The sequence below is a fragment of the Bradyrhizobium sp. BR2003 genome, assembly GCF_009720285.1.
GTDB lineage: Bacteria > Pseudomonadota > Alphaproteobacteria > Rhizobiales > Xanthobacteraceae > Bradyrhizobium > Bradyrhizobium elkanii.
In genome coordinates, this window is sequence record NZ_SMYJ01000048.1 from 104,875 (window position 1) to 129,587 (window position 24,713).

Here is a 24,713-nt window from a genome sequence, read left to right on the forward strand (position 1 = left end):
AATACCGACGTCGGTGGTGCGACGTTCACGGCAGAACGTAGGAAATCTTGGCCGGGCTTCACGCGCCATTGTCGAATTTCGGTCGGACGGCGCGACAGTCGACGCCGGTCCTGATCCACTCGGGATTGGCGCTCGCGTCATCGTTCTTGCGGGGCATCCGCTCATTTCCATTGTTCGCCTCTGATTGCTGTCGATGCCAACAAAACTACCAACAAGCTGACGCGCAGCATTGGCTGGCAAAAAATATCGGGTTTCCCGGCAGCTGGCATGCCCAATGCTGCTTCGGTCGCGCGACGCTTTTGAGCGCTTGATAGCCTTGGGCCCGAGCACAAGCCCATCAAGCCAAATCTCTAGACCGGTCAGACGTCATCTGGACGCATATGCCGTCGACGCGTCACGTATCAGGCCTCGCATCGTCCAACTTGTCTCAGCACAGAAGCTTGATGTGCTCAGTTCTCCGGTCGAAGGAATCCGCGTATCAGATGATCCGCCGAGATGCGTCCCGGTCCCCAAGCCATGATCCCGAGCGCCATCGCCGCCCAAGTGAGGTGGATCGGCCAGCCGTCAGGTACTGTGAGTTCTACGATGATGGTCATGAACAACAGCCCAAGCGCGGCAAAACGGGTGCCAAGGCCGAGCACCAGCAGCACCGGAAAAGCGATCTCGCCGCATCCGGACAGGAACGCCATCACCGCGGGTGCGGGATAGTGATAGGGCCCGCCCGGCAGGTGCAGCACGAACTCGTCGGCGAACAGCGTCACCGCGGTGTCGCTGAGCTTCAGGAAGCCGGTCCATTTCAGGATGCCGGATTTCCAGAACGGCACTGCCAGCGCCACGCGCATCACCAATTGAACCAGCGACGGAAGCGCTACCGTCTGGATCAGGTGCTCGGCCTTGTCCACGATGTGCCCCAGCCGGAAACGCTCGCCCGCGCCGTAATGTTGATCGATGACCATCACGTCTCTCCGAAATTGATCGATATGAAGGCACCCGCCTCAATCATGCCGGCGATGTTCGCGGCGATATCGAAGGAGGGCGAGGACTGCAGTGCCGAGGCTGCGGCGACGCCAAGCGTTCGTCCCGACATCAGACTTATCAGAAACATGGCGCCCCCCTCAGGCAGATGACGCACGACGACGTCCATTTCAGGTCGGGTGACCAAGGCATCTTCCGGCGTGCCTGCATCGATTTGACCCGAAGCCTCCTCGCCGCGATTGGCGGCGAAGATCGTCACTGCCGCGAACGGCGAGCGGACGATTCCTGCCGCGGGATGCGCGGTGAAGACCACATCTGCCAGCCGCTCCGGCGGAACCAAAGCGAGCGCATCCCGCGACAGTAGCGCAGGATCGGCGGCATGATACGCGTCGAGCCAGGCTCGCTCGATCCGTGCCACATCCGCAAGCCAGGGCATGGCGCGCGCATATTCGTAGTTTTCGATGAACGCCGGAAAGTCGCGGCCATAGTCGAACAAGAGTGGCGATGCTGGCGGTGAGGCTCGGACATGGAAGCGCGCCATGGCACGGAAGAACTCGACGCCCGTGATGCGCTGGACCGCAGGATAGACCGCGGCAAGCGCATCGATCAGGCTGACCGTGACGTTGTTGCGATAGACATTGTAACGCCGGACCGCCGCTTTTCCGTTCGGCCCCGTGATGAGTGAGGGCGTCTTGCGCGCGGGGTCGATCAGCGCGGCTGCGAAGCGCGCCGCATAGGATGACAATTCCTCCTCAAGCGGCAGCATGACGCATCTCCCGATGGTGGCGGTCGAGGATGGCCTGCGCCGCGGCCGCTTCGGCCTTCAGCACCGGCCAATCCGGAATTTTGCTGTCCCATTCGACCAGCGTCGGGACAGGGCCGCAGCGCGTGATGACGATCTCGTACAGCTTCCACACGGCATCCGTCACCGGTCCGTCATGGCTGTCGATCAGGAGCAGGTCGCCTTCATCGTCGCGCTGCTCGGCATGACCGGCGAGATGGATCTCGCCGACGCGCGACAATGGAAAGTCGGAGAGGTAGTCGAGCGCGGAGAAGCCGTGATTGGTGGCGGAGACGAATACATTGTTGATGTCGAGCAGCAGTCCGCACCCGGTGCGCTCCGCGACGCGACGGATGAACTCGGTCTCGCTCATCGTCGATTCGGTGAATTCGAGATAGGTCGACGGATTTTCCAGCAGCAGCGGCCGCCAGATGGCGTCTTGCACCTTATCGATATGATCGCAGACCCGCGCGAGCGTCGCCTCGGTATAGGGCAGTGGCAACAGGTCGTTGAAATAGGTCGTGTCGTGCGTCGACCAGGCGAGATGCTCCGATACCAGCGCGGGCTCGTAGCGCTCGACGAGATCGCGGAAGCGCTTCAGATGCAGCTTGTCGAGCGGGCGTTCACCACCGATCGACATGCACACGCCATGCAATGATACCGGATGGTCGCGGCGCACGGCTTCCAGCGCGCGATGCGGCGGCCCGCCCGCGCCCATGTAGTTCTCGGCATGCACTTCGAAGAAACCGCGCTGCGGCCCTTCGTCAAGGATCGCAGCGAGATGCTCGGGCTTGAAGCTGGCGCCAGCGAGGCCCCGCATGGCAAGCGCGGGAAAGCGGGGAGGCTCGGCTGCGAGCAACCGGGACGAGATCGCAGCGTTCATGTCGTCTCTCCGCTTTCCTATGATCGTGAACGATTGCCGTGCGACGCGGTTAGACCGGCTTGAGCGATCCGGTCTTCCCGTTCGGAAGCTGGATGCTAGTGCAGGTGCCGCCCTGCACGAACTTCCACGCATTGCCCTGGAAGTCGACCGTCGAGGTGCCTTGGCAGGTCGTGCCGGGGCCGGCCGCACAGTCGTTCTGACCCTTCAGCGCGACGCCGAAGCACTTCTCCTTGTGGGCTGCGGTCGCTGCATCCGCCTCGGCCTTGGTGAGGGGAGCGGCGGTGGCAAGGCTCGCAAGCGCGGTCGAAACGGCGCCGGCAAGGACAAGCGAACTGATGACGTTCTTCATTGATCTCTCCACATCGTTATTGTGCGTCGCCTCCTGAGGCGTCGGGGGGCGCATCGACTGGTTCGTTCCGTTCGCTGCCGCCATTACGGTTTTGGCAGCTCACGAATCCGTGACATCGCTGCAGGTGTCGCGCAAATGGCTCTTGCGCCGTCTGCGTGCCGCTCGAATACGCTGGCATCGGCCGGGGCTTCCAATGCCTTGTCGCTATGGAAACCGGGCCGGTTGAGCATTGGCGATGGCGACGCTCCGCCTGTCATGATTCCGAGACGTAACAACCTGCCGGACGCAAGCGTATCGCCATCAAGCCCTCCGACCGCCGGCGAAGGCCAACATGAACGCCGTTGAACGCCCAAGCGTCCTCGAACGATTGCGGTCACCGTCTTCGGCAAGGACGCTGACGATCAGCATTCGTCTTGCCGTTTCGGCGCTAGTCCTTACCGCGATCCTGCTTACTGCCGCAGCCTCGAGCCTGCTCTGGTGGCGAACCGCGGAATCGATCAGCCGGCAGCTCGCCTCGACGATCAACGAGCAGATCGTGGCTGCCGTTCGCAAGGAGGTGTCCGCGATCATCGGTGAGGCGCGTGCCGCCCACACTGCCGTGCGCACGCTGTTCCTGCAGAACGTGCTCGACACGCGCGAGGCCGACAAGCGCGAGTTCGTGTTCCTGTCACAATTGCAGTCGCAGGCAACGATCTCCTGGGTCGCCTTCGGCTGGCCTGACGGTTCCTTCTTCGCCGCACACAAGCTCGGTGACGGTCATCTCGAGATGATGGAGATCTCGAAGACCGACCATGTCGGCCAGCGCCGCATAGACGAATATCAGGTCATCCCCGGCGACATCGAATTTGAAACCCGTCGTTTCGAACCCACAGACTTTCGTGTGACCGACCAGGACTGGTTCAAGACCGGCATGGAGGCCAAGGGCCCGCAGTGGTTCGGGGTCGTAGACCATCCGATCGGCCCGCGCCCATCGATCGCCTTTGCGGGGCCGATCGATGTCTATCAGGAGCGTCAGGGTGTACTTGCGATCATCATCGAGTACACAAGGCTCTCCCGGTTTCTCGCCCAGCTCGAGGTCGGCCGCACCGGAACGGCCTTCATCCTTGGTGCCAGCGACGAATTGATCGCGGCTCCCGACAAGGACGCCGACGAGCTGCATCCCGCGCACAGCCGGATCGATCTGCTGCCGCTGGCGCGCACGGCATTGACACTGGCCGGCGACGAGGGTCGCAAGGAAGCCTGGCGGCGGCGGCTTAGCCTCGATGGTGCAGCCTACGAGGTCGCGCTCACGCCCTTGCCATTTGCCGGCTGGTCCCTGGCGACTGTGATCCCTGAAGCTGAGTTTCTTGGTCCGGTCGAAACCACGTTGCGACGGCTCATCATCGGTCTTGCCATCGGTGCGGTGCTCGCCGCTCTGTTCTCTGCAATGCTGGCGCGGTCGGTGATTGCCGCACCGCTTGCCCGTGTTGTCGGCGAAATCCGACATGTGGAAAGTTTTGCGCTGGACCAGGTGCGCCGCCACCCGTCGCGGCTCGCCGAGATTTCGAGCCTTTCGGGCGCGATCGCCGAGATGGCGCAGGGCTTGTCCGCTTTCCGCAAATTCATCCCGGCCGATCTGGTCCGGTCGCTCCTGCGCCAGGGCATCGAGGCGAAACCTGGCGGCGCGATCCAGGAACTGACGGTAATGTTCATCGATGTGGCCGGCTTCACCGGGCTTTCCGAGCGCATGGGCGATCGCGTTGTGCCGCTTTTGTCGCGATATCTCGACGTCGCCTCCGAAGTCATCGTCGCCCATGGCGGCACCATCGACAAATTCATCGGCGACGCTGTGATGGCATTCTGGGGCGCTCCGACTGAGCAGGCCGAACATGCCCTGCTCTGTTGCCGTGCAGCGCTCGCCTGCCGCCAGGGCATCGAGGCCGCCGGCGTCAGGGACGACCAGGGCCATCCCTTGCAAATCCGAATCGGCATCAATTCCGGCCGCATGCTGGTTGGCAATGTCGGCTCCGAATTGCGACTGAACTACACCGTGATTGGCGATGCCGTGAACGTGGCGAGCCGCCTCGAAGGCGCCAACAAGCACTATGAGACGCAAATTCTGATCGGCGCCGAGACCAAGCGCCTCGTCGAGGGGGCCATGATCACACGCGAGATCGATCGCATAGCCGTCTACGGCAAGACAGAAGGCCTCGCCGTGCATGAACTGATCGGCTCGGCTACAGGCGACGCTTACCCGGCCTGGATCATGGATTACGAACAGGGACTACTTGAATATCGCAACCGAGGCTTTGCGGGCGCCATATCCTGCTTCGAGGCTGTCTTGCGCCAGCGTCCTCACGACAGGCCGACCGAAGTGATGCTCGATCGCTGCAAGCTTCTCGAGCAGTCGGGCGTTGACGACACGTGGTCACCCGTCGTGACGCTTCAATCGAAATAGCCGACCCGCCGGCACCGGACAGACGACTGGATGCTGATCGGAAGTTCTGGCGGGAAATAAGTCAAGAGGAGGCCCTATTCGTGGACTATTGGTTCGCTCGTCCACGAGGTAATGAGATCGGTGTGGCTAGGTGACGTCCCTCTTGCCGTCAAGGACCTCTCCGCTGAGGAAGCTGGATCGGACGAGTAGTTCTCCCATCACGCAATCCTGTTCCTGGAGCGCGCCTTATTCCGCCGCCACCGGCATCAATTCCATCTGCTCATGCAGGATCACGCCCGACAGCGGATCAAACTCGCCGACCCACGGCGCGTGTTCAAGGGCTGCTCTCGTGTGCGAGTAACCGGCGTCCCACCGCTGCATGATGCCGCGCGGGCTGAAATCGATGTCCTTGGTGTGAGTTTCGCGATCAAGCTGCGGCGCAAGCAGACGCACGACGTGCATGCGTGTCTGACAGCCGTAACCGACCAGTTCGCGCACCTCGGGCGTGTTGCGTTCGCTGTCGGGCAGTCGTTTGGCCAATTGGTTGATGATGTGACGCAACCGATGCGCCTGCTGCTGGCGTGCGATGTGGCTCATGATGCGGCTGGAATATTGGACATCCTTGTGTCGGTTCAGCACCTCCGCCATCGTGGTCGGCTCCTGGCCAGCGGGATTCCACAAGTGTACGGCGAAGATCAGCGAGTTCTTGCGGGGATTGTCATCGAATACGACTTCAGTCGGCGTGTTGGACAGAATACCGCCGTCCCAATAGAGCTCGCCGTCGATGCGGACGGCGGGAAACGCCGGCGGCAAGGCGCCGGAAGCCATAATATGCCTGATGGTAAGCTCGCCATCGCGGCTATCGAAATAGCGCATCTGGCTGGTCCGCACATGGGCGGCCCCGACCGTCAGGCGGGGCGAACAGCTATTGAGCAGGTTGACGTCGACGAGTTCGCCAAGGGTCTGCTCGAGTGGCGCGGTCGAATAGTAGCCGGCTCGTTCGGCACCCAGCGGATAGCCGTCACCCGCATGCGCCAGGGCATTTGGACGGAAAAAACCGGGAATTCCGTGAGTGATGGTCGCCCAGTAGGATAGCCGCTCATTGAAGCCGGGAAACGCGGTGCGGATATTCCAGACGGGATCTTGTTCCATCTTCCTCCAGAACTCCTTCAGCTTCGCCAGCCGGTCCTCGACCGGATTGCCGGCGATGAGGCTGGCATTGATGGCGCCGATCGATGTGCCGATGATCCAGTCGGGCTCGATGCCTGCTTCGTGCAAGGCTTGGTAGACACCGGCCTGGTACGAGCCCAAGGCGCCGCCGCCTTGCAACACCAGAACGACCTGGCCGGGGAGATCCTTGGCCAGCGATTTGATATTTCGCGACGAAGTTCTGTCCTGCATGTTCGGCTCCCATTCCGGCCTGATCTGATATTCGCAAGCGCACCCGGCTCTGTTACGAGCGTCGTCTCAATGTGCTGTCCAACCGCCATCGACCGGCAATGCAGTTCCGGTGATTGAGGCCGCCGCGTCACTGGCGAGAAACACGGTCAGGGCGCCGATTTCCTCGACGGCGGCAAAGCGTTTATTCGGTTGCTGGGCCAGCAGCACGTCGCGGATCACCTGATCCCGGGAGATCCCATGCGCCGTGGCCTGTCCATCGATCTGAGCTTCGACCAGCGGGGTATAGACATAGCCGGGGCAGATGGCGTTGCACGTAATCCCGTCCTCGGCGGTCTCGAGCGCCGCTACCTTTGTCAGGCCGACGATGCCGTGTTTGGCGGTGACATAGGCCGCCTTGAAAGGCGAGGCGACCAGCCCGTGTGCAGAAGCCACGTTGATGATGCGACCGAATCTTTGTTTGCGCATCGCCGGCAGTGCCAGCCGCGTGGTGTGGAACGCAGACGACAGGTTGATCGCAAGGATCTGATCCCATTTCTCGGCCGGAAACTGGTCGAGTGGTGCGACGTGCTGAATGCCGGCATTGTTGACGAGAATGTCGAGCCGACCAAGGTCAACCAGTGTCACCGCCATCATCTCGGCGATCGCATCGGGCGAAGTCATATCGGCCGCTGAATAACCTGCCTTGACGCCATGATCGGCTTCTATCGAGGCCTTTGTTCTCGCGATCTCGGCTGCGGCTCCGAAGCCATTCAGCATCACGTTTGCTCCCGCCGCAGCAAGCGCACGGGCGATGCCAAGCCCGATCCCGCTGGTTGAGCCGGTCACCAGGGCTACCCTGCCATCGAGCATTCTTGCGTCCATGGCGGCATGCGATTTGATTTGGAGATTCATCTTCTCAATCCCGTTTGCGTCGTCGGCGGTATCCCACGATCGCCAAAATCTGCATCGCGAAACGGATCTGCGGAAATACCCTTTAGCTTCCAAAACCATAGGTGCGCGCTATGGCCGACGTGGCCCTCAATCGGCTAGACTGCTGGCCGGATCAGGGGAGTTCGACCATGGAAATGCATCAGGTTCGGTATTTCCTCGCGGTCGCGCGGACGCTCAATTTCACGCGTGCCGCTGATGAGTGCAATGTCACCCAGCCGTCGCTGACGCGAGCCATCAAGCAGCTCGAGGCTGAGCTTGGCGGCGATCTGTTTCGGCGCGAGCGTCCAGCCGGATTGACCGAGCTCGGTCAGCGCATGCACCCCTTGCTGAAGCAATGCTATGAGGCCGCCGTCGGCGCGCGCTCGCTCGCCTCGTCATTCAAGAGTGGTGAAATCGGCGCGCTGAGGATTGCGCTCACCCACTCGATCGATCTGTCACTGCTGATCCCCTTCCTCGATCAGATCAAGCGCCAGTTCAATCGGTTGGAATTCCGCTTTCTCCGTGGCAACGGCCGCGAAGTCGGGGACATGCTGAAGAAAGGCGAGGCCGAACTCGGAATTGCGGCTGAGCTCGACCCGAATTGGGAGCGGCTCGACACCTGGCCGCTGTTTACCGAGGACTTTCAGCTCGTCGTCAATGCTGACCACCGGCTTGCCGGACAGGACAGCATCGACCTCGATGATCTGCGTTCCGAACAGCTTTTGTCGCGCGGGTACTGCGAGCATGGCTCGCGTTTGAACGCCGCCTTGCGGGAGCACGGCGTAGACGTCGATCATTGCCACGAAATCTCGAGCGAGCGCGATCTCGTTGAGCTGCTTGAGGCCGGTATCGGCATCGCCGTGGTCCCTGACACTTCACGGATACCGCAGACGCTCAAACGTACGTCAGTCGAGGGGCTCGATGCCCGACGCACAGTCAATCTCTACGGCGTCGCCGGCCGCGAGCGAACCGCGGTCGCGTCTGCCGTCATGCGCATGCTGCGCGGCACGGATTGGCGACAGTTTCTGGAGAAGGGCCGGGCGGCTTGAGAGTGCCAACGCACGCGGGTCGCCTGGCTGAAGCTATCGCGCATCCTTCAGAGCTGCGAGTAGATCCTCGATCGCCATGCGGCGCCGGAAGTCGGGATCAACAAAACGCGTTTTGACGATGCCATCGCGTCCGATCACAAAGGCCGCAGGAATTGGCAGCACCCAACCGTCGTTGCCGTGAAAGCTCGGCATGTCGAGATACGAGAGGAGCCGCTCGATCTCCGCGCCAAGCCAGATCGCCAGGTTGAGCGACAGCGCATAGCCATTGTCGAGATCGGTCAGCACTGGAAACGGTGCTTCGGCTTCGGACTTGAATTCTGCTGAATATTCCTGTGTTTCGGGCATGATGGCCACAACGTCCGCGCCCATGGCCTTGATACGGTCATAGGCCTTGATCACCGCCCTGACGTTGAGCCGGCAATAGGGGCACCAATGGCCGCGGAAAAACATCACGGCCACCGGACCCCGCTCGAGCAGAGACAGCAGACTAACTAGTCGGCCGCGTTCGTCGGGTAGTATGAAGGGTGGCATGGGCTCGTCCGGACGCGGCGCGTTTTCCCCGCCGCCATTTTCGTTGACCCTGATAACGAGGCGATCGACGGCTTCGCCATAGGCCGGAAAGATTTCCCGGCCGGCTGCCGCATAGGCTTGGAGCTGCTCGTTGAGAGTACCTTCCATCTCCCGGCAGCGCTGAAATGCGAGCTTGAGCCGCTCGGCGTCGGCTGGGGAAAGCGATGTCATCCCTTGCTCCCGCATGTTTGACCTTCAGATGGTAATTTCCTGCACGGACCGCCCAAAAGAGGCGCCTTGTCTCTGCCAGGAGCATTGCACAAAGTACGATAGCAGTGGGCTATCGATATCAGAGCAGGCCCGCATTTCATGTTGGACGCCCGAGCGGCGATTCTGTCGCGGACAGCCGTCACCCGACAGGAGCTTTCTATGCCCCACCATAACGTACTGCGAATTGGCAAATTCGCTACCTTTCTCTTCCTGATGCTCCTTTTGGCGTCAGCGGCGCCGATCGATGCCCGGATCGGCCGCGATAATGGCATCGTCCGGGTCAAGAGCGCCGTTCCGATGTCCGAGGCGGTCGTCCGTATCAAGGCTGATATTGCTGCCAAGGGGATCAAGTTCTTCGATGAGATCGACCAATCGAAGCTTGCGGCGGATGCTGGCATCAAGCTGCGACCGTCTATCCTGCTCGTGTTCGGCAATCCGCCGCTCGGCACGCAGTTCATCACGTCCAATCCCAATGCGGGACTGGACTGGCCAGTCCGCCTGCTGCTGACGCAGGACGACAATGGCGACGTCTGGGCGGTGTGGACGGACTTCGCCTGGATCGCGCGGCGCCACAACATCCGGGATCGTGACGCTCAGTTCGACATGGCCACGATGGTCGTCAAATCGATCACCTCTGCTATCGTTAGCAAATGATGCACGACGGGTTTTCGGTGCGGACCTACGCCGAAACAGTCGCCTGGTCGAAGATCATCGTCGATCGCGGCCGCGACCGTATTCTTGGCGCTCACTTCGTCGGCCATGCCAGTCATGAGCTTGTAAATATCTTCGGCCTTGCAATGAAATTCGGCATCGGTGCTAGCGCGCTGAGGGAACACGTCTACGCCTATCCGGCGTTCGCTTCTGAAATGGAGCATATCCTTGGCCACGCTTGAGGCGCATAGCCCGCCGCTATCGACTCAACAGCGAACCGGCATTTCCCGAAGCAAAAGCTTTGCGTGATGCTCTTGACATGCCGGCCAGCCTTTCGGGGCCGCGACATCAAGCAAGGAGATAACGACATGTTCAATGACATCGCAACCTCGCGCAAGATCTGGCAAGCTCTCGGCGTCGCGAGCGCCATTGCGATTTCCCTCGCGACAGCATCTGCGGCTTTCGCCGGCGAATGTCCCGCCGACAAGATGAAGGCCAACGCCCGCTCGATGGTGGACTACAAGCCGGTCGGTGTTACCGACGTGACGCTTGGCTCCATCGATCTCGGCAAGCAACCCGCGCATATCGAGGGCCGCGAACTGCGCTTCCGCAAGCTGACCATCGAGCCCGGTGGCATTGTGCCCTGGCACAGCCATGACGATCGGCCGGCGCTGATCTTTGTCCAGCAGGGCGAGGTCGTCGAATACGCCAGCAACTGCATCGATCCGATCGTGCACAAGGCAGGTGACTTGCGACCGGAGGTCTACGGCACCTCGCATTGGTGGAAGAACCTCGGCAAAGAGACCGTCATTCTCTATGTCGGCGACGTTCGCAAGGATCCGACTGACCACAACATGTAACGAGTGCTCCAGCCCCACGCCTCGTTACCGGATGTGACGACCCGGGAGCCACGTGTCGGCCCCGCACGCCTGGGCGTCACATCCCCCCTTCGATCACAGGAGCTGCGGCGATGACTGATATGCCGATGGAAGTCACAGCAAAACCAATGCAAGAGCACGGTCATTTGCCGGACGTGGCAATGCGGTCTCTGGTGATCGGCCTCACCGCATTCCTGACCGTCGTGGACCTGTTTGCAACTCAGGCAATTCTACCAACTCTGACGCGGCACTACGGCGTAACGCCTGGTGCGATGGGTTTCGCGGTCAATGCCAGCACGATCGGTATGGCGGTCGCCGGACTGGTGGTCGGGTCCTTCAGCCCGCACATCGATCGCAGGACGGGCATTCTGGCAAGCCTGCTTCTGCTCGCGATTCCGACGAGCTTGCTTGCCGTTGCGCCGAACCTTACCCTCTTCACGATTCTTCGCATCATGCAGGGCCTCTGCATGGCTTCAGCCTTTACGCTCACCCTTGCCTATCTGGGCGAACAGTGCAGCGCGATGGATGCTGGCGGCGCCTTCGCGGCCTATATCACCGGGAACGTCGCAAGCAATCTGATCGGGCGTCTCATCTCGGCGTCTGTGTCCGACAATCTGGGCCTGGCGACAAATTTCTGTTTCTTTGCCCTGCTCAACCTCGCAGGCGCGCTGCTGGTCTACTTCACGATCAAGCGGGTCCAGCCCGTGCACTCTATCGGCCCAGCACAATCGCCACTTTCGGCAATGATAGGGCATTGGCGCGATCCGGCCCTGCGCGCGGCCTTCGGCCTTGGCTTCTGCATCCTGTTCGCCTTCATCGGCACCTTTACCTACGTCAACTTCATCCTGGTCCGTGCCCCGCTGTCGCTCGGTATGATGGGGGTGGGTCTTGTCTATTCCGTATTTCTCCCCTCCGTAGTTACGACGCTGCTGGCGGGCAAGGCGGTGGCACTGTTCGGCATGCGCCTATCACTTTGGGGCGGTCTCGCAATTGCTGCGCTAGGCTTGCCACTGATGCTCTCATCGCACCTTGCGGACGTGCTCGCGGGGATGGTGCTGGTCGGGATCGGCACCTTCTTTGCGCAAGCCTGCGCCACCGGCTTCGTCGGGCAAGCGGCGCAAACAAACCGCGGGGTTGCCAGCGGCACCTACCTTGCCTGCTATTTTCTCGGCGGCCTGGTCGGCAGCGCCGTGCTTGGTCAATTGTTCGATCATTTCGGATGGGTCGCCTGTGTCGCGGGCGTGGGTATGGCGTTGGCATTAGGATGTATTCTGACCACAAGCCTCCGGATCCCGGTGTCTGGTCGATAACTAGGCTTCCTTGCGAAATAAGGCCCAGCCTGCCTGGCGTCGGCTCGAGGTCGGCATGACCTTTGCTTCCGTCTTGCCAAAGGTCCTCCAATGCTCGGCATTCCGCGTCGCTACAGCCATTTCGTTTTTGCGGTCATTCAGTCCGGATTGACCTGCCTCGTCGCGGCCGGAATCGCTAGTTTTCCATCTCTCGTGCTTGGCAACTTCTTGCACAATTGGCTGTCATCTTGGCTGATTGCCTGGGCGACAATGTTGCCGATCGTCGTTCTGGCCGCGCCAGCGATTAGAACGCTTGCTTCTGTCCTCACGCGAGACGAGCGGGCAAACTAGAGTTCACGAGGGTACGCCTCTTGAGGGCCGTCACCTACGAAGCTCCGCCACCTGGGCTCACGAGCGCTACCAACGTTGCGCCCCGCGAATTGAGAACGATGAGCGATGGCACAATTTGGGCTTGTGCAGCGGAAGGCGTGCAGATCGTCTTCGGGTTTCCGTGCGTAGCACTCTGGGCCAGCGCGCTCCCGGTGTCGAGCAGTAACGCCGTCGCCAGCAATGCCATGCAAATCTGCACGCCCTTCTTGTTGCGCATCTCGTTCTCCTTGCGATCAGCCGGAGCTCCCGGCAGGTTGGTCGGTGCGGACCCTAGACAGCGCGAAACCCGCCGCACAAACCGCTTCCGATCAACGCGACAAAAAGGCCTGACGGCGGGTTCGGCTTGCCGATTTTGCATAGCCTCGTCCGCTTTGTACATGCTCCTCTACGAAACGGAACGCGGTCGGGACCAAGCGCCGACACGCGATCAACGAGTTTTACGGGATGATCGGGAAGCGAAATGCGTGCACGAATTATGGCTGTCCTCTGCGTCCTCGGTGTCTGGTGCGGCTCTGTGTCCTCCGCGGGCGCCCAACAGCCATCGTGGACCCAGATCGGCATGCTGGCTTGCAAGCTCGACCCCAGCGTCGGGTTTGTCATATTCGGCCATCAATCGATGTCATGTCGCTTTACTCAAAACCCGCCATTGCCGACGCAACTCTATGAAGGCGCCCTCAATACCGTCGGAATCGATATCGGCGTTTCGGCCGGAGGCGCACTCGCCTGGGCGGTCCTTGCCCCGACGGCAGGCCCTCCGCCCGGAGCTCTCGCCGGCGAATATGTCGGGGCGTCAGGCGACATCGGCCTCGGCTTGGGCGCCGGCGTCAATGTTCTTGTCGGTGGCTCGGGGCGGTCATTTGCGTTGCAGCCCGTTTCGGTAGAGGGCTCGGTAGCCGTCAATGTGACCCTCGGCCTTTCCGGGCTCCAACTGCGTCCGATCTATTAAAGCGCGGCCGTCGCTGTGGGGAGACCAGATTTCGACCGGGGCGTCGCGGTCGGAGCTCCCACTTCGTTATGAATCTCTGACGAATTGGCAGAGGGTTTAGGGAATTGCGCTCATGTTGCTCGTCCCCTGCCTGCGGCGTTCATTTTTGCGGCTGTGCTTTGTCGTCGCGGCAGTATGAGGAGCGATCTCGAAATCTGCTCGCCGGATGCGTGGGGTGCCGGATTGCAGCGGCGCGTGCGAGACTGGGACGTCTAGGTTCCTGAATTCAATTTAGGGCCAGCAAAAGTCAGCGCATGCGCGGCTTGCACTGATTGGTCGCGGTAGGCGCGAAAGCGCAAGGCCACGACGCAGGGAGAGGCCCCGCGTCGTCCCGCAAACGAGCGTCGCCCTAGCATTTTACCAGTATTCGAGCTGTGTTTTTCGGCGGCAAGGCGGCCCGGAAGAAATGGCGCCGTGCGCCAATGATTGGCGCGAAATGGCAAGACGCTTCGCGCTGAAAGACGCGAGATGCAGAGGTAAAGCCAGACGTTGAGGTCAATCATTATGCACTGCGCTGCGCCTATTGCCATTGCTGCTGCCGATCTGATCTGCACGCCCGCGCGAGGTGGTTCGTCAGGAGGCCAAGCAAACGGGTTGCGTTGCCATAGCCTCCTCACGTCAGCGGCCTATTTGATGCAATCGAAAGGCATCGACGAATGATTGGCGGTGCCAGCGATCGATATCGCGTTCTTGTCGCGCGGGCCGAGGCTATCGCTGCGGGGAATGCCGAAGAAATGCCTCGCATTCCCGCGATATGCCACCAGCTCTCGGTGAGCCAGCGTACTCTACGAAAGGCGTTCAGGAGCGTTTACGGCCAATCGCCGTGCCGCCGAATTCGTGTGCTCCGACTGAATCAGGCAAGGCAGGCGCTTCTTGCGGTGGACGGCGAGACCGCAAAGGTGACGGAAATTGCGATCTGCTTCGGGTTTTTCGAGCTTGGACGGTTTTCGGTCGAATATCGCAAGCTGTTCGGCGAGAGCCCTTCGCAGACGCTTCGAGCGGTGGGCCGGGGCGGCGAGATGTCGCACGATGGCAGAGCTGGACTGCGCATCGCTGGGATCGACTACCGGAATCCATTGTCGAGGCCTTTCGGAGCTAGCGTGATGGACGCCGCTCAAGATCTTGATGTCGAAAGCGCTTAGCGGGAGCGGGTTGGCTGAGATGAGGCGAGTCCACAGGGAAAACCAATCGGAAGGACGCGGTGTCGATTGATCTGACGAAGGTCTGGTATGTTTCGTTCGAGGTGCCGAAAAGGATTCGCAAGGCATCTGCGCAACGACAGCCGAGACAGAGTGAGACCTTTCCGACCGAGCTCGACGCCCAGCGGTTCGCTCGCCAGAAGTTCGAGCAGGGATACATCGTGACCGCGGGCACCATCAACCCCTGCACACCGCGACGGGCGATACCTTCGGCCGTCATTCAGCATTGGCTTGCGGAAGCGTCCGAGCAGCCATCGGTCGGGCCGGCCACATTCGAGGACACCAAGGCGCCGGATCCGCCGTAGGAGCCTGCCGCGATGCAGTGTCCCTGTGCATTGGCAGATTTTGTATAGACGGTTCCGGTGCATTGTCGATATCGTTTCGACGATCTTCTCCCCGAATGTGCATCACTGCGGTCAGACATCGCCCATAACGATCTCGTTTGAGGAACGCGTCTTGCAGGTTACGGCGAAAGTTGGAGCGGTGAACGCGCGGAATTACGCACCAGCGGTGGTGTTGGCCGGCTTGATCTGCCTCTCCAGCGCAATTGCCCGTGCTGGCGACGATGACAGTAATTCATCGACGGGATTATCGAGCGCGCCGAACGTCTACCTCGACGTGAGAGCCACCTACGGGAGGGTGCCCGCCGGTGCGCTCGCGATCGGTTTCGGCAATTCGTCCTTTCTCGCGGCGTTGCAACCCGGCGCCATCTCGAATGCCGGCAGCTTGGCGGCAATTGCGAGCGGTGCGACGCTGCCGGCCGCCCAGAGCGTCGTGATCGATCTTCCCATGACGGTCGACGTGAGTGATAACGTCTCGCTCTATGCCGGCGTATCGGCCAGCTCGACCAGCACTCCGATGACCGGCTGGTCGTCGGTGGCGATCACAAGCTGGAATCTTGGATTTCAGGCAGACCTCTACAATCAGAACGGCGGCGCGATTCCGACCTTGAGCTGGCAATCGACCATTACCCAGGCGATTCCGAATGGACCGTTTGCTACCACGACATTTACAAACATTTTCGAATTCGACTATGCGTTCGACCAGGACGAGACCCGCGGGTTACTCGCGGGCGTGCAGGACACACGGGTAGTCATCGGCAGTCCGCTCGCGACGATCCATCCCGATATCATGGGCTATGTCGGCGGTTACTACCAATGGCCGAACAATTGGAAGTTTACGGGCCGCGCAGGCGTGCAGGTGTTCGGCGGCGCTGAGCTCTTGGGCCGCGCGTCGGTCTCCTCCTTTACCCAGCCGATCCTGCGACTGGACCTTGACCGGATGGACGATAACGACAACCGCCTGTTTGGCGTAACCGCGCAGATCATGTGGGTGCCAAAGCCTGCCTACCAGATCACGCTCAGGACGCCGCTCTATTTTGTACGCAATTAAGCTTCCGGTCACCACGACGGTATTTCGGCAAGGTTGAACCGGGCCAGGAGCGCCCGGTCGCCGCTCGACACCACCGGATTGTCAGAATTTGCATATTCGTCAGCCTGCTCGCCTGACACCGAAGGCCGTTTGCAAAGGTCCTGTGGTCAACACCGACTGCGCGCCGATGCCTCCGCTGCGGCAACTTGGCCACAGTCGGGAAAACAGAACGCACGCGTCAGATTCTGCATAGTGGGTTGCGCGCATTCGATGCGATCACCGCTGCACGATTTCTTCAATCAATCAGGTGCGGCAATGAATAAGATTGGAAGGCTTGGAATTGCGATCGCGGCTTCGCTGATGATGGGCGGCTACGCGGCCGCCGCGGATTTGCCGGCGTCGCCCGCCTACAAGGCGCAGGCTCCGGTTGCCGCCGTCTATAACTGGACGGGATTCTATATCGGCGGCAACGCCGGGTACGGTTGGGGCAACCAGGACCCGATGGTGCTGTTCGCCAACAGGTTCGATCGAACCGGTTTTGACATCAGTGGCGGCATGATCGGCGGCACGCTTGGTGCGCAGATTCAGCAGGGATATGTCGTGATCGGCCTGGAAGGTGACATCGACTGGGCCAACATCAGCGGGTCCTCCGTCGTAACGCCAAGCATTCTCGGCATCGGGCAGGGCGTCACGCTGAACACCTCATCAAACATAACTGCGCTCGCGACGGCGAGAGCTCGGGTCGGTATCGCCATGAACAACGTGCTGTTCTATGCCACCGGCGGCGGAGCCTTCGTCAAGTCGACCGCCAGCGCATCAACCATCGCCGGCGTGCCCTGCGGCACGGTTGGCGTCCTGCCGGATTGTTCAGGCTCGTCCTGGCGTCCAGGCATCTCCGCGGGGCTCGGCGTGGAATATGGCTTCACACCGAACTGGTCCGTGAAGGCCGAGTATCTCTACACGAAAATCGTCGGCACCGGAGTCGGCACGGATGAATTGAATGTCGTGCGTGGCGGCATCAACTACCGGTTCTGAACGGAGGACATCGATCATACGTCCGGTCTTTGGCGGACGATGCGCCGCCTCGACCCTCCGATAGAACTGTCCTGCTCCTAATCGCGCATCCGAGCCGATGATTTCAGTTCGTATACCGGTCGTCCGCCTCTGAAAGTCGTCAGTAATCTCCCCACATCCAATCATTCCAAATGAGATCCCAAATGCGTTCGAAACTGCTGCTTTCCGTAGCTTTGCTGGTTGCCACAATGGTTTCCGCCAGGGCCCAGACTCCGCTGTCGGCCTATGTCGACGCGAATGGCTTCATCGATGTCCAGAAGCTGACCTGCGCGCAGCTCGCCGGGACCTATCAGGAGGACGCCGATGCGCTGACGGCCTGGTACAGCGGCTGGTACAACGGCCTTGCCAAGAAGCATTTCCTCGACCTGCGCAAGGGCAAGCTCGTGGAGCACGAAGTCATCGTCTACTGCAAGGCAAATCCCGAAAAGCTCATCATCGATGCTATTGCCGTCGTGTTCAAAGCCGAGCGGGAGATGATGGGCATCCAGATGAAGTAGATCGTGAGAGCGGATCGGTCGCCCGCTACCGACCGATCCGCTGTGCGCGGTCTTTCAAAAGCGGCATAGCTTGTTCTATTTTTCGCTTGAAGTGCCGCTCAGACGGGCGGGATTTTTTGAAAATTGAATGATTTCGGGCAATATACCGACGCCATTAGAGGCGCGAGGGTGACATTTCTGAAATCCGCTCCGTCCTCTCACGATTGGGGAGTGAAGTCTCTCGTATTGAATCGCACGATCCTCCAGTTCGGCACCGACGGCGGCCCCGGGATTGCGCATGGCGTCACTGATCCGAATTTTACGACGTTGATCATCCAGTCGTCCAACTTCGACGATCGCGTCGTGCTCGATGGTGCGCCATGCCAGGCGTCTGACTTGGTCATTTTTCCTCCGAACTGTCACTTCACCTTTGTCCGCTCCGGTCATGTCGAATGGGTGGCGTGGTCGCTGCCGAAGGAGGAGAGTATCTCGAGGAAGATGCTCCCTGTAGCCACGACTCAAGCTTCGCCGAAGACCGCCAAGCATCTCGTCCGGCTGCCAGAGCCGATCAAATCGAGTCTGATCGAGGTGTCGAGGCAGGCTCTGCGCTCCATCTCCGATCCCACCGACCAGCCTATGATGGCCCGGCAAGCAGAGCACGCCCTGATGGATCAACTGGCTTGCATCCGGGACAGAAGCCTGAGCGAGACCTTCCTACCCAACAAGTACACCCTCTCGTACGAGCGCATCGTTCTGGAAGCGCTCGAGTTCGTTGGGACAAGGTCGGAAAGCATCGTCCATATCAAGGACATCGTGAAAGCGACCAAGGTGGAATACCGCACCCTGCTGCGCGCCTTCGAGCGCTATCTCGGCTTCTCGCCAAAGCACTATCTGAGGCTGCGGCAGTTGAACCTGGTTTATCATGAGATCAGTCGCGACAACGGTGCATCGGTCAGAGTCGTCGATATCCTATCGGCCCATGGCGTCACCGAGTTCGGCAGATTTGCTGGCCACTACCGGTCGCTGTTCGGCGAACTGCCATCCGAGACATATCGCCGGTCTCGCGCATTGATGTCCGGCAACGCGCCGTAACCTCGGAGTGGGGTTTTGGTGCAACACCGCGAAGAATTGGTCGGCGGTGACAGTTTCTGCATACCGGCTGGGACAAGGTCGATGGCAAGTGACTCACGTGTTTCCACATTCGACGAGGCTCGCAGGCGATGAAGAAAATCAACTTATTTAGCGCAGCGGCGGTAATGTCCGTTTCGTTGACGGGTATTGCAAAGGCCGCCGACCTGCCACCGCGGCCGACGTACAAGGCGGCGCCGATCGCGGCGCCGATGATGTACAACTGGTCCGGCTTCTATCTCGGCATGAACGGCGGATATGGCTGGAGCAACCAGTGCATCGATCTCACCGCAATCAATGGAATTGGCGGCATATTCGCGGAAGGCTGCAACAGCAAGGGCGGCGGCATCATCGGCGGTCAGCTTGGCTATCGCTGGCAGGCCGGACAATTGGTGTACGGTCTGGAAGCGCAGGGCGACTGGGCCAACATCCGCAACACGCGCATCAGTGCGCAAGATCCGACCCGAACCTACAAGTCGACCCTTTCAGGCCTGGGCCTCTTCACGGCTCAACTAGGCTACGCGGCCAACGAGGCCTTGTTCTACGTCAAGGGCGGCGGCGCGGTTGGTAGCCAGGACTTTGCCATCATCGACAATGTGACCGGGATCGGCCTCGCCTTTGCGAACCGGACCCGCTGGGGTGGCGTCGTGGGTGTCGGCTTTGAGTACGGCTTCTCTCCGAATTGGACGGCCGGCATCGAGTACGACTATTTGTGGCGGGTGAACGAGAGCAGCACCTTGCCGACGCCATCGCTTGGGCGCATCACGTCGATCACCACCAACACCAAAACGGACGCGAGCCTTCTCGCGCTCCGCCTTAACTACAAGTTCGGTTACTAATGAAGAAAGGAGGTCGGCCAATTCGGCCGGCCTCCTTTCGTTTCCTTCTTGCCTGGGCCTAGGTAGTCCATGATTCCGGAGTTGATCATGCTGTCGAATACGATGCGTGCGATTGCTTTTCTCGGTGCTTTGACGGTCACAAACATGGCCTTGGCGCAAGACGCGGCGCCCCACGCGCAGCTGAAGATGATCGGGGCCACCAAACCCCAGGTCGTTCCATCGCTGATCGTCTTCAACTCCAGGGGAGCGAACGTGCAGCCCGGCAAGCTGGTCCTCACCGGCGTCGCGCCAAATGCGATCATATTTGCGGATCGGCCGGTTCGCTCGGCTGGTCACGATCTAACCAGCCATATCGTGGAAGACTGGGGAACCGGAAGCGACAATTTCGCAAAGAATCCGCCCAACGCCACGGTGTCCGTATTCCAGAAGGACGGCAACACCGTGCGCGATGTCGTTGTCACGCTGAAGAACCCCAAGCTCGAAGGCGACAACCTTGCCTTCGATGTCGATATTCTCGAGGGTGACATCAAGGGCGCCGAAGGTCCTGCCTCTGTCTTCATCGACATCATCGGCCTTCCGTTTACGCCGCTTTCATTCGCGGGCGTTGCGCGACGCACCGCCTACCGAGGAGCGTATTACGCTGGAGCCGCCGCGGCGGCTGGCGCTGCGGCCGCTTACGTCTACCATCCGTATTACTATCGGCCGCCGGCTTGCGGATACTATCCCTATCCGCCATGCTACTAGCGGGACTGCGCGGAGTGCGGCCTGGTGTTCTTGCGCCGAGGCCAGCCGCCACGCCCGACGATGGACGATTCTGTCGGCGGTGGTGGCGAAGCGCCCGGATTGAAGACCTGCTAGCGCGCGCAATCAGGAGGCGACTATGCAATTTCGTGCAGAGGTCGACGCCCGAGTTGAAGGGCTCGGCAGATCACAAGCCGGATGCGGCTGGAGACAGCTGCTTCGGCCGCGCGGCTGCAGATTGCCGAATCTGCATAGCGGACGGCCGCGTTTTCGCTAGGTTGGCAAGCGGACGTAAGGACGCTTGGCGTGTCAGCCCCGTCCACCACGGAAACGGAGTATTTTGATGCAAAAGCGATCGATCCAGAGCCCGTACATGCTGACGAAGCGCGATTTACTGAGATCTGCCGCGCTGGCGAGCGTCGCCGCTGCCGGCGTCAAATCGAGCCAGGCCTGGGCCCAGTGGTCCGAACGTCCGGGATTCTTCAAGGCCAAGGACATTGCAGAGGCTGGCTTCATCTATGGCCTGCCGATGGTGATGGCCTATGGCGTCATGAATGAGTACGCGGTCGACAAGTCGTCGGGCCAGTACAAGGCGCCGTTCAATACGCTCTTCAACGAGGCGCGCGTCTTCACATATGAAGATACCGCCGTCATCACGCCCAACAGCGACACGCCGTATTCGTTCGCATGGCTGGACCTGCGGGCCGAGCCCATTGTCTTTTCCGTGCCGGCGGTCGATCCCAAGCGCTACTATGCGCTGCAGCTGAACGACCTTAATACGTATAATTTTGGCTATGTCGGCACCCGCGCCACCGGCAGTGATGCCGGAAGCTATATGGTCGTCGGCCCGCGATGGACCGGCGTGACGCCGGCGGGCATCAAGAAGGTGTTCCGGTCGACCACCGATTTCTGCCTGGCACTTTTCCGGACGCAACTGTTCGACCCGGCCGATATCGAGGCCGTCAAAAAGGTTCAGGCCGGCTACAAGGCACAGCCGCTTTCCAGCTTCCTGAACCAGCCAGCGCCCACGCCCGCACCGGCGCTTTCATTCCCCAAATTCGAGAAGGATCTCGTCCGTACCGAGTTCTTCGAATACCTGGATTTCGCGCTTCAGTTCGCGCCGGCGCTGCCAGAGGATCGCTGGATCCGCGAGCAACTGGCGCGGATCGGTGTGGGGCCCGGCAAGAGCTTTGACTTCCGCAGCCTGTCGCTGGAGGACAAAGCCGAGATCCTGCTCGGCATGAAGGAAGGCGAGCGCAAGGTCACCGAGGCCGTAGCAACCCTCGGCAAGGATATCAACGGCTGGCGCGTCGGCGCGTCGTTCGGCGACGCCGCATTCTTTCATGGCGATTGGCTGCTGCGCGCGGCAGCCGCGAAGGCGGGCATCTATGGCAACGACGCGGTGGAAGCAATGTACCCTCTGGGCAAAGTGGACGCCGATGGCAAAGAGCTCGACTGCTCGAAGTCGAACTACATGCTTACCTTCCCTGCAGAGCAACTGCCGCCGGTCAATGCGTTCTGGTCGGTCACGATGTATGATGGCAAGACGCAGCTGTTGGTGAAGAACCCGATCAACCGCTACCTGATCAACTCGCCGATGCTGCCGCACATGAAGCGCGGCTCCGACGGTTCGCTGACGATCTACGTCCAGAACAAGTCTCCGGGAGCGGACAAGGAGGCAAACTGGCTGCCGGCGCCGGACGGTCCGATCTATGTGGCGATGCGGCTGTATTGGCCGAAAACCACCCCGCCATCGATTCTGCCGGCTGGCGAGGGGACGTGGAAGCCGCCCGGCTTCAAGAAGGCATAGCACCTTTGGGTGAAAGCAATGGCGACCTCGAGCTCTGGAAGTTTCAGGAGAGTTTGAGGTCGTAATTCCGATCGCTGGTGGAGGCGCCGATCCCTGCTGACGCCAGCGACACTGCTTCTGTCAAAGAAATACCGAGCGCGTCGCGACTTGCCGATTTTGCATAGGAGCCGCTTTAATCTAGGGTTGTTGGTGAGACGCGCCGCCGGTTGGGGAGCGTCGGATGCAGTGCCTGCAGGGTTCACCTACAATTTCAAGAATCCGGACACGCAGTATCGGAGCGGAATTGATTTTCATTTCGACTGGGGCGTATCGCAATTTCTCTCAAAGCAGCTTTTTGTGGGTCTTGTTGGATATGCCTATCAGCAGATCACCGCTGATTCCGGACAACTTCCTATTCTAGGGTCTTTCGAATCGCGCATTCTCGGTGTCGGTCCTCAGATCGGTTATCTATTTCCAGTCGGAGGCATGCAGGGATAACGTTTTCGATTTTGCAGGTGCCTCCGGCAAGCACGGTCACGCCGACCCGTCACCTCGTGACGAAATAAGAATCACTCCCACCAAGTCCCCTTGGTTGACAGCGGCAGAACAAGGCTCGCGCCTGGCGTTGCCGAAACTGCATAGCGTTCCGGCCGAGCTCGTTGGAAGGTCTAGTCGGTCATGCTGGTCGGCTGGCCGCGACCGTTGTCGCCTGGAGTTCGACGGTCCCCGGAGATATGAGTCATGCTGATCATCCTGACCCTTTACATCGTCCTGGTTTGGCTGCTCTTCACAAAGTTCAAGCTCGTGAAATGGGGGTGGGGTTCGGGCGCCGTCACGGTGCTGTTCGGCGCGTTCATCCTTTCCGTGTTCCTTGCGATGTTCAACTATCTGACTCCGTCGGGAAGCTTTGTCGTGATTTCCCGCGTCATGGAGGTCGCGCCCAACGTTGCCGGCGAGGTGATCGAAATTCCGGTCAAGCCGAACGAACCGGTAAAGGCCGGCGCGGTGCTGTTTCGCATCGATCCGGCGCCGTTCCAGTACAAGGTCAACCAGCTCGAGGCATCGCTCGCCCAAGCGCGCCAGCAGGTCAAGCAGCTGAAGGCCAGTTACGAGCAGGCGACGGCGAATGTCGACGGGCTGACCAAGCAGCTCGCCTTTCACACCCAGCGGCTCGCCGACTACCGAAAGCTCGTCAGCGAGGACGCGCAGGCTGTGTTCAAATTGCAAGACGTCCAGGCGCGGTACGACACGGTCGAATTCCAGCTCCAAGCGGCCAAGGCCACCCAGCTGAGCGCACAATTGGCGATGGAATCGGAAATCGGCGGTGTCAACACGAGCGTGGCGCAGATCCTGGCCCAGCTCGACCATGCCAAATGGGAGCTCGAGCAGACGACGATCCGTGCGGTGGGTGATGGCGTCGTCACCATCATGGCGCTGTCCGTCGGCGATCGTGCCATGCCGGCGCGATCGGTGATGTCGTTCATCGTCGCAGACGATGTCGTCATCACCGGCATGTTCGCGCCGAACGGATTTAGGACCATCAAGCGCGGCGCGCGGGTCAAGCTCGTCTTCGACGACGACCCCGGCCACATCCACGAAGCGATGGTCATGGCTATTCCCCAAGGCGTGGGGCAGGGCCAGATCGCGGTCTCAGGTACGCTGGCGCGGGTCGGCTCGATCGGTGGGGCGAAGGTTTATCCGGCTGCTATTTCGATCCCGAAGACCATCGACCGTAGCCAACTCCGGCTCGGAATGCCGGGCACCGCCACTGTGTTCGCGGACAACGCCGGCGTCATCGGCCTGCTGATGTCGATCCTGGTCTGGATCGGCTCGTATACGGCATATTTGTAGACTCCTTCCGTTTCACTTTCGGCTCCAATTGGTAGCCGATCCAGATATCTCCGGAGAAAGAATGGGTCTTCGATCTGCAGGCGCTACTGCAACCCTCGTTTCGGTCACCCTTCTTGTCCAGTTGTACTCGGGTGCTCGCGGTTACGCTCAGCAATCAACTGGTCAATTGTTGATGTCATCGGGCTTCAGCCCCATCGCTGCTACCACGCCGGAGATGTTGAATCGGCTGATGTCATTCCCGCCCAATCAGTTTCAGCTACGGCACAAGAGCGGACGTCCCTACTACGTCTACGCGGATCCCTCCGGATGCACCTGTGCGTATGTCGGCAGCGTGGCCGCAATGGACAAATATCGCGCCAGTTATGGTGCATTGCCGGGAACTTCGCTCTCGGCAGGTGGCTTTACGAACCCAGAGCAAAACCTGATCAACAGCATGGAAGACGATGACGCCGCAGCCCAGTTCAACGATGACGTGTTTGGTCCGGACTTTTAGGTTTGCCTGATGTGCT

27 protein-coding genes and 1 pseudogene are annotated in these 24,713 nt (G+C 60.5%); 20 read left to right on the forward strand and 8 right to left on the reverse strand.

Annotation, left to right across the window (positions count from 1 at the left end; translation table 11 throughout):
* Positions 1 to 449: 449 nt before the first annotated feature.
* Genes E2I15_RS37235 through E2I15_RS37250 form a run of 4 tightly spaced genes read right to left on the reverse strand, consistent with a single transcriptional unit; the run spans position 450 to position 2,988 of the window.
* Entirely contained in the window at positions 450 to 956 is a 507-nt protein-coding gene (locus E2I15_RS37235) for a DoxX family protein (RefSeq protein WP_137476742.1), read from the reverse strand.
* On the reverse strand, positions 956 to 1,741 hold the full coding sequence (locus E2I15_RS37240) for an HvfC/BufC N-terminal domain-containing protein (protein ID WP_170991396.1): 786 nt from the start codon (positions 1,739 to 1,741) through the stop codon (positions 956 to 958). The genes E2I15_RS37235 and E2I15_RS37240 overlap by 1 nt, the downstream gene beginning before the upstream one ends.
* Positions 1,728 to 2,639 carry an MNIO family bufferin maturase gene (gene bufB, locus E2I15_RS37245; RefSeq protein WP_137476743.1) on the reverse strand — a complete coding sequence of 304 codons (912 nt, stop codon included), beginning with the start codon at positions 2,637 to 2,639 and terminating at the stop codon, positions 1,728 to 1,730. The genes E2I15_RS37240 and bufB overlap by 14 nt, the downstream gene beginning before the upstream one ends.
* A 49-nt stretch (positions 2,640 to 2,688) precedes the next feature.
* Positions 2,689 to 2,988 carry a BufA1 family periplasmic bufferin-type metallophore gene (locus E2I15_RS37250; RefSeq protein WP_137476744.1) on the reverse strand — a complete coding sequence of 100 codons (300 nt, stop codon included), beginning with the start codon at positions 2,986 to 2,988 and terminating at the stop codon, positions 2,689 to 2,691.
* A gap of 331 nt (positions 2,989 to 3,319) precedes the next feature.
* Between E2I15_RS37250 and E2I15_RS37255 the strand changes: the two genes are divergently transcribed.
* Positions 3,320 to 5,425 (forward strand): adenylate/guanylate cyclase domain-containing protein, encoded by a 2,106-nt coding sequence (locus E2I15_RS37255; RefSeq protein ID WP_137476745.1) that lies wholly within the window; start codon positions 3,320 to 3,322, stop codon positions 5,423 to 5,425.
* Between the two features lie 225 nt (positions 5,426 to 5,650).
* Here the strand turns inward: E2I15_RS37255 and E2I15_RS37260 are convergent, their stop codons facing one another.
* Both E2I15_RS37260 and E2I15_RS37265 read right to left on the reverse strand, forming a co-directional pair.
* Entirely contained in the window at positions 5,651 to 6,805 is a 1,155-nt protein-coding gene (locus E2I15_RS37260; protein ID WP_137476746.1) for a patatin-like phospholipase family protein, read from the reverse strand.
* Between the two features lie 66 nt (positions 6,806 to 6,871).
* A complete protein-coding gene (locus tag E2I15_RS37265) occupies positions 6,872 to 7,696 on the reverse strand; it encodes a 3-hydroxybutyrate dehydrogenase (RefSeq protein ID WP_137476747.1) in 825 nt (274 codons plus the stop codon).
* Positions 7,697 to 7,863: 167 nt separating this feature from the next.
* Here E2I15_RS37265 and E2I15_RS37270 point away from each other — a divergent pair, with 167 nt between their 5' ends.
* Entirely contained in the window at positions 7,864 to 8,763 is a 900-nt protein-coding gene (locus tag E2I15_RS37270; RefSeq protein ID WP_137476981.1) for a LysR family transcriptional regulator, read from the forward strand.
* Between the two features lie 33 nt (positions 8,764 to 8,796).
* On the opposite strand, the gene E2I15_RS37275 is transcribed toward E2I15_RS37270, so the two are convergent.
* Positions 8,797 to 9,504: a peroxiredoxin-like family protein gene (locus E2I15_RS37275; RefSeq protein ID WP_137476748.1), complete on the reverse strand. Its 708-nt coding sequence runs from the start codon at positions 9,502 to 9,504 to the stop codon at positions 8,797 to 8,799.
* Positions 9,505 to 9,702: 198 nt separating this feature from the next.
* Here E2I15_RS37275 and E2I15_RS37280 point away from each other — a divergent pair, with 198 nt between their 5' ends.
* The 5 genes from E2I15_RS37280 to E2I15_RS37300 all read left to right on the forward strand — a co-directional run bounded on the left by E2I15_RS37280 (position 9,703) and on the right by E2I15_RS37300 (position 12,712).
* Positions 9,703 to 10,197: a DUF302 domain-containing protein gene (locus E2I15_RS37280; RefSeq protein ID WP_137476749.1), complete on the forward strand. Its 495-nt coding sequence runs from the start codon at positions 9,703 to 9,705 to the stop codon at positions 10,195 to 10,197.
* The gene (locus tag E2I15_RS37285) at positions 10,197 to 10,436 is read left to right on the forward strand and encodes an oxidoreductase dimerization domain-containing protein (RefSeq protein WP_246667903.1); all 240 of its coding nucleotides are present in this window, start codon (positions 10,197 to 10,199) and stop codon (positions 10,434 to 10,436) included. Before E2I15_RS37280 ends, E2I15_RS37285 begins: the two co-directional genes overlap by 1 nt.
* Positions 10,437 to 10,562: 126 nt before the next feature.
* Positions 10,563 to 11,054, forward strand: a complete 492-nt coding sequence (locus E2I15_RS37290; RefSeq protein ID WP_137476751.1) for a cupin domain-containing protein — start codon at positions 10,563 to 10,565, stop codon at positions 11,052 to 11,054.
* 110 nt (positions 11,055 to 11,164) lie between these two features.
* Positions 11,165 to 12,382, forward strand: a complete 1,218-nt coding sequence (locus tag E2I15_RS37295; protein ID WP_137476752.1) for an MFS transporter — start codon at positions 11,165 to 11,167, stop codon at positions 12,380 to 12,382.
* 90 nt (positions 12,383 to 12,472) lie between these two features.
* A complete protein-coding gene (locus tag E2I15_RS37300) occupies positions 12,473 to 12,712 on the forward strand; it encodes a DUF2798 domain-containing protein (RefSeq protein ID WP_137476753.1) in 240 nt (79 codons plus the stop codon).
* 34 nt (positions 12,713 to 12,746) lie between these two features.
* Here E2I15_RS37300 and E2I15_RS37305 read toward each other — a convergent pair whose 3' ends face one another.
* On the reverse strand, positions 12,747 to 12,968 hold the full coding sequence (locus E2I15_RS37305) for a hypothetical protein (protein ID WP_137476754.1): 222 nt from the start codon (positions 12,966 to 12,968) through the stop codon (positions 12,747 to 12,749).
* 258 nt (positions 12,969 to 13,226) lie between these two features.
* On the opposite strand from E2I15_RS37305, the gene E2I15_RS37310 reads away from it, so the two are divergent.
* The 13 genes and pseudogenes from E2I15_RS37310 to E2I15_RS37370 all read left to right on the forward strand — a co-directional run bounded on the left by E2I15_RS37310 (position 13,227) and on the right by E2I15_RS37370 (position 24,697).
* Positions 13,227 to 13,697: a DUF992 domain-containing protein gene (locus E2I15_RS37310; protein WP_276486348.1), complete on the forward strand. Its 471-nt coding sequence runs from the start codon at positions 13,227 to 13,229 to the stop codon at positions 13,695 to 13,697.
* A 695-nt stretch (positions 13,698 to 14,392) separates the two neighbouring features.
* Positions 14,393 to 14,878 carry a helix-turn-helix domain-containing protein gene (locus tag E2I15_RS39635; RefSeq protein WP_137476756.1) on the forward strand — a complete coding sequence of 162 codons (486 nt, stop codon included), beginning with the start codon at positions 14,393 to 14,395 and terminating at the stop codon, positions 14,876 to 14,878.
* A gap of 59 nt (positions 14,879 to 14,937) precedes the next feature.
* Positions 14,938 to 15,240, forward strand: a complete 303-nt coding sequence (locus E2I15_RS37320; RefSeq protein WP_246667904.1) for a hypothetical protein — start codon at positions 14,938 to 14,940, stop codon at positions 15,238 to 15,240.
* Between the two features lie 151 nt (positions 15,241 to 15,391).
* Positions 15,392 to 16,327, forward strand: coding sequence for a hypothetical protein (locus E2I15_RS37325; protein WP_246729483.1), 936 nt, complete (start codon positions 15,392 to 15,394; stop codon positions 16,325 to 16,327).
* A 249-nt stretch (positions 16,328 to 16,576) separates the two neighbouring features.
* The gene (locus E2I15_RS37330) at positions 16,577 to 17,341 is read left to right on the forward strand and encodes an outer membrane protein (RefSeq protein WP_137476757.1); all 765 of its coding nucleotides are present in this window, start codon (positions 16,577 to 16,579) and stop codon (positions 17,339 to 17,341) included.
* 182 nt (positions 17,342 to 17,523) lie between these two features.
* A complete protein-coding gene (locus tag E2I15_RS37335; protein ID WP_137476758.1) occupies positions 17,524 to 17,877 on the forward strand; it encodes an HdeA/HdeB family chaperone in 354 nt (117 codons plus the stop codon).
* Between the two features lie 210 nt (positions 17,878 to 18,087).
* Entirely contained in the window at positions 18,088 to 18,948 is an 861-nt protein-coding gene (locus tag E2I15_RS39750; RefSeq protein WP_137476759.1) for an AraC family transcriptional regulator, read from the forward strand.
* A gap of 128 nt (positions 18,949 to 19,076) precedes the next feature.
* Entirely contained in the window at positions 19,077 to 19,823 is a 747-nt protein-coding gene (locus E2I15_RS37345) for an outer membrane protein (protein WP_137476760.1), read from the forward strand.
* 87 nt (positions 19,824 to 19,910) lie between these two features.
* Positions 19,911 to 20,567, forward strand: a complete 657-nt coding sequence (locus tag E2I15_RS37350) for a hypothetical protein (protein ID WP_246729485.1) — start codon at positions 19,911 to 19,913, stop codon at positions 20,565 to 20,567.
* Positions 20,568 to 20,937: 370 nt separating this feature from the next.
* Positions 20,938 to 22,374, forward strand: coding sequence for a DUF1254 domain-containing protein (locus E2I15_RS37355; RefSeq protein ID WP_137476985.1), 1,437 nt, complete (start codon positions 20,938 to 20,940; stop codon positions 22,372 to 22,374).
* A 231-nt stretch (positions 22,375 to 22,605) separates the two neighbouring features.
* Positions 22,606 to 22,919, forward strand: a pseudogene (locus E2I15_RS37360) (transporter); the annotation flags it as partial.
* Positions 22,920 to 23,094: 175 nt separating this feature from the next.
* Positions 23,095 to 24,204, forward strand: a complete 1,110-nt coding sequence (locus E2I15_RS37365) for an HlyD family secretion protein (protein WP_137476761.1) — start codon at positions 23,095 to 23,097, stop codon at positions 24,202 to 24,204.
* Between the two features lie 61 nt (positions 24,205 to 24,265).
* Positions 24,266 to 24,697 carry a hypothetical protein gene (locus E2I15_RS37370; protein WP_137476762.1) on the forward strand — a complete coding sequence of 144 codons (432 nt, stop codon included), beginning with the start codon at positions 24,266 to 24,268 and terminating at the stop codon, positions 24,695 to 24,697.
* Positions 24,698 to 24,713 lie beyond the last annotated feature (16 nt).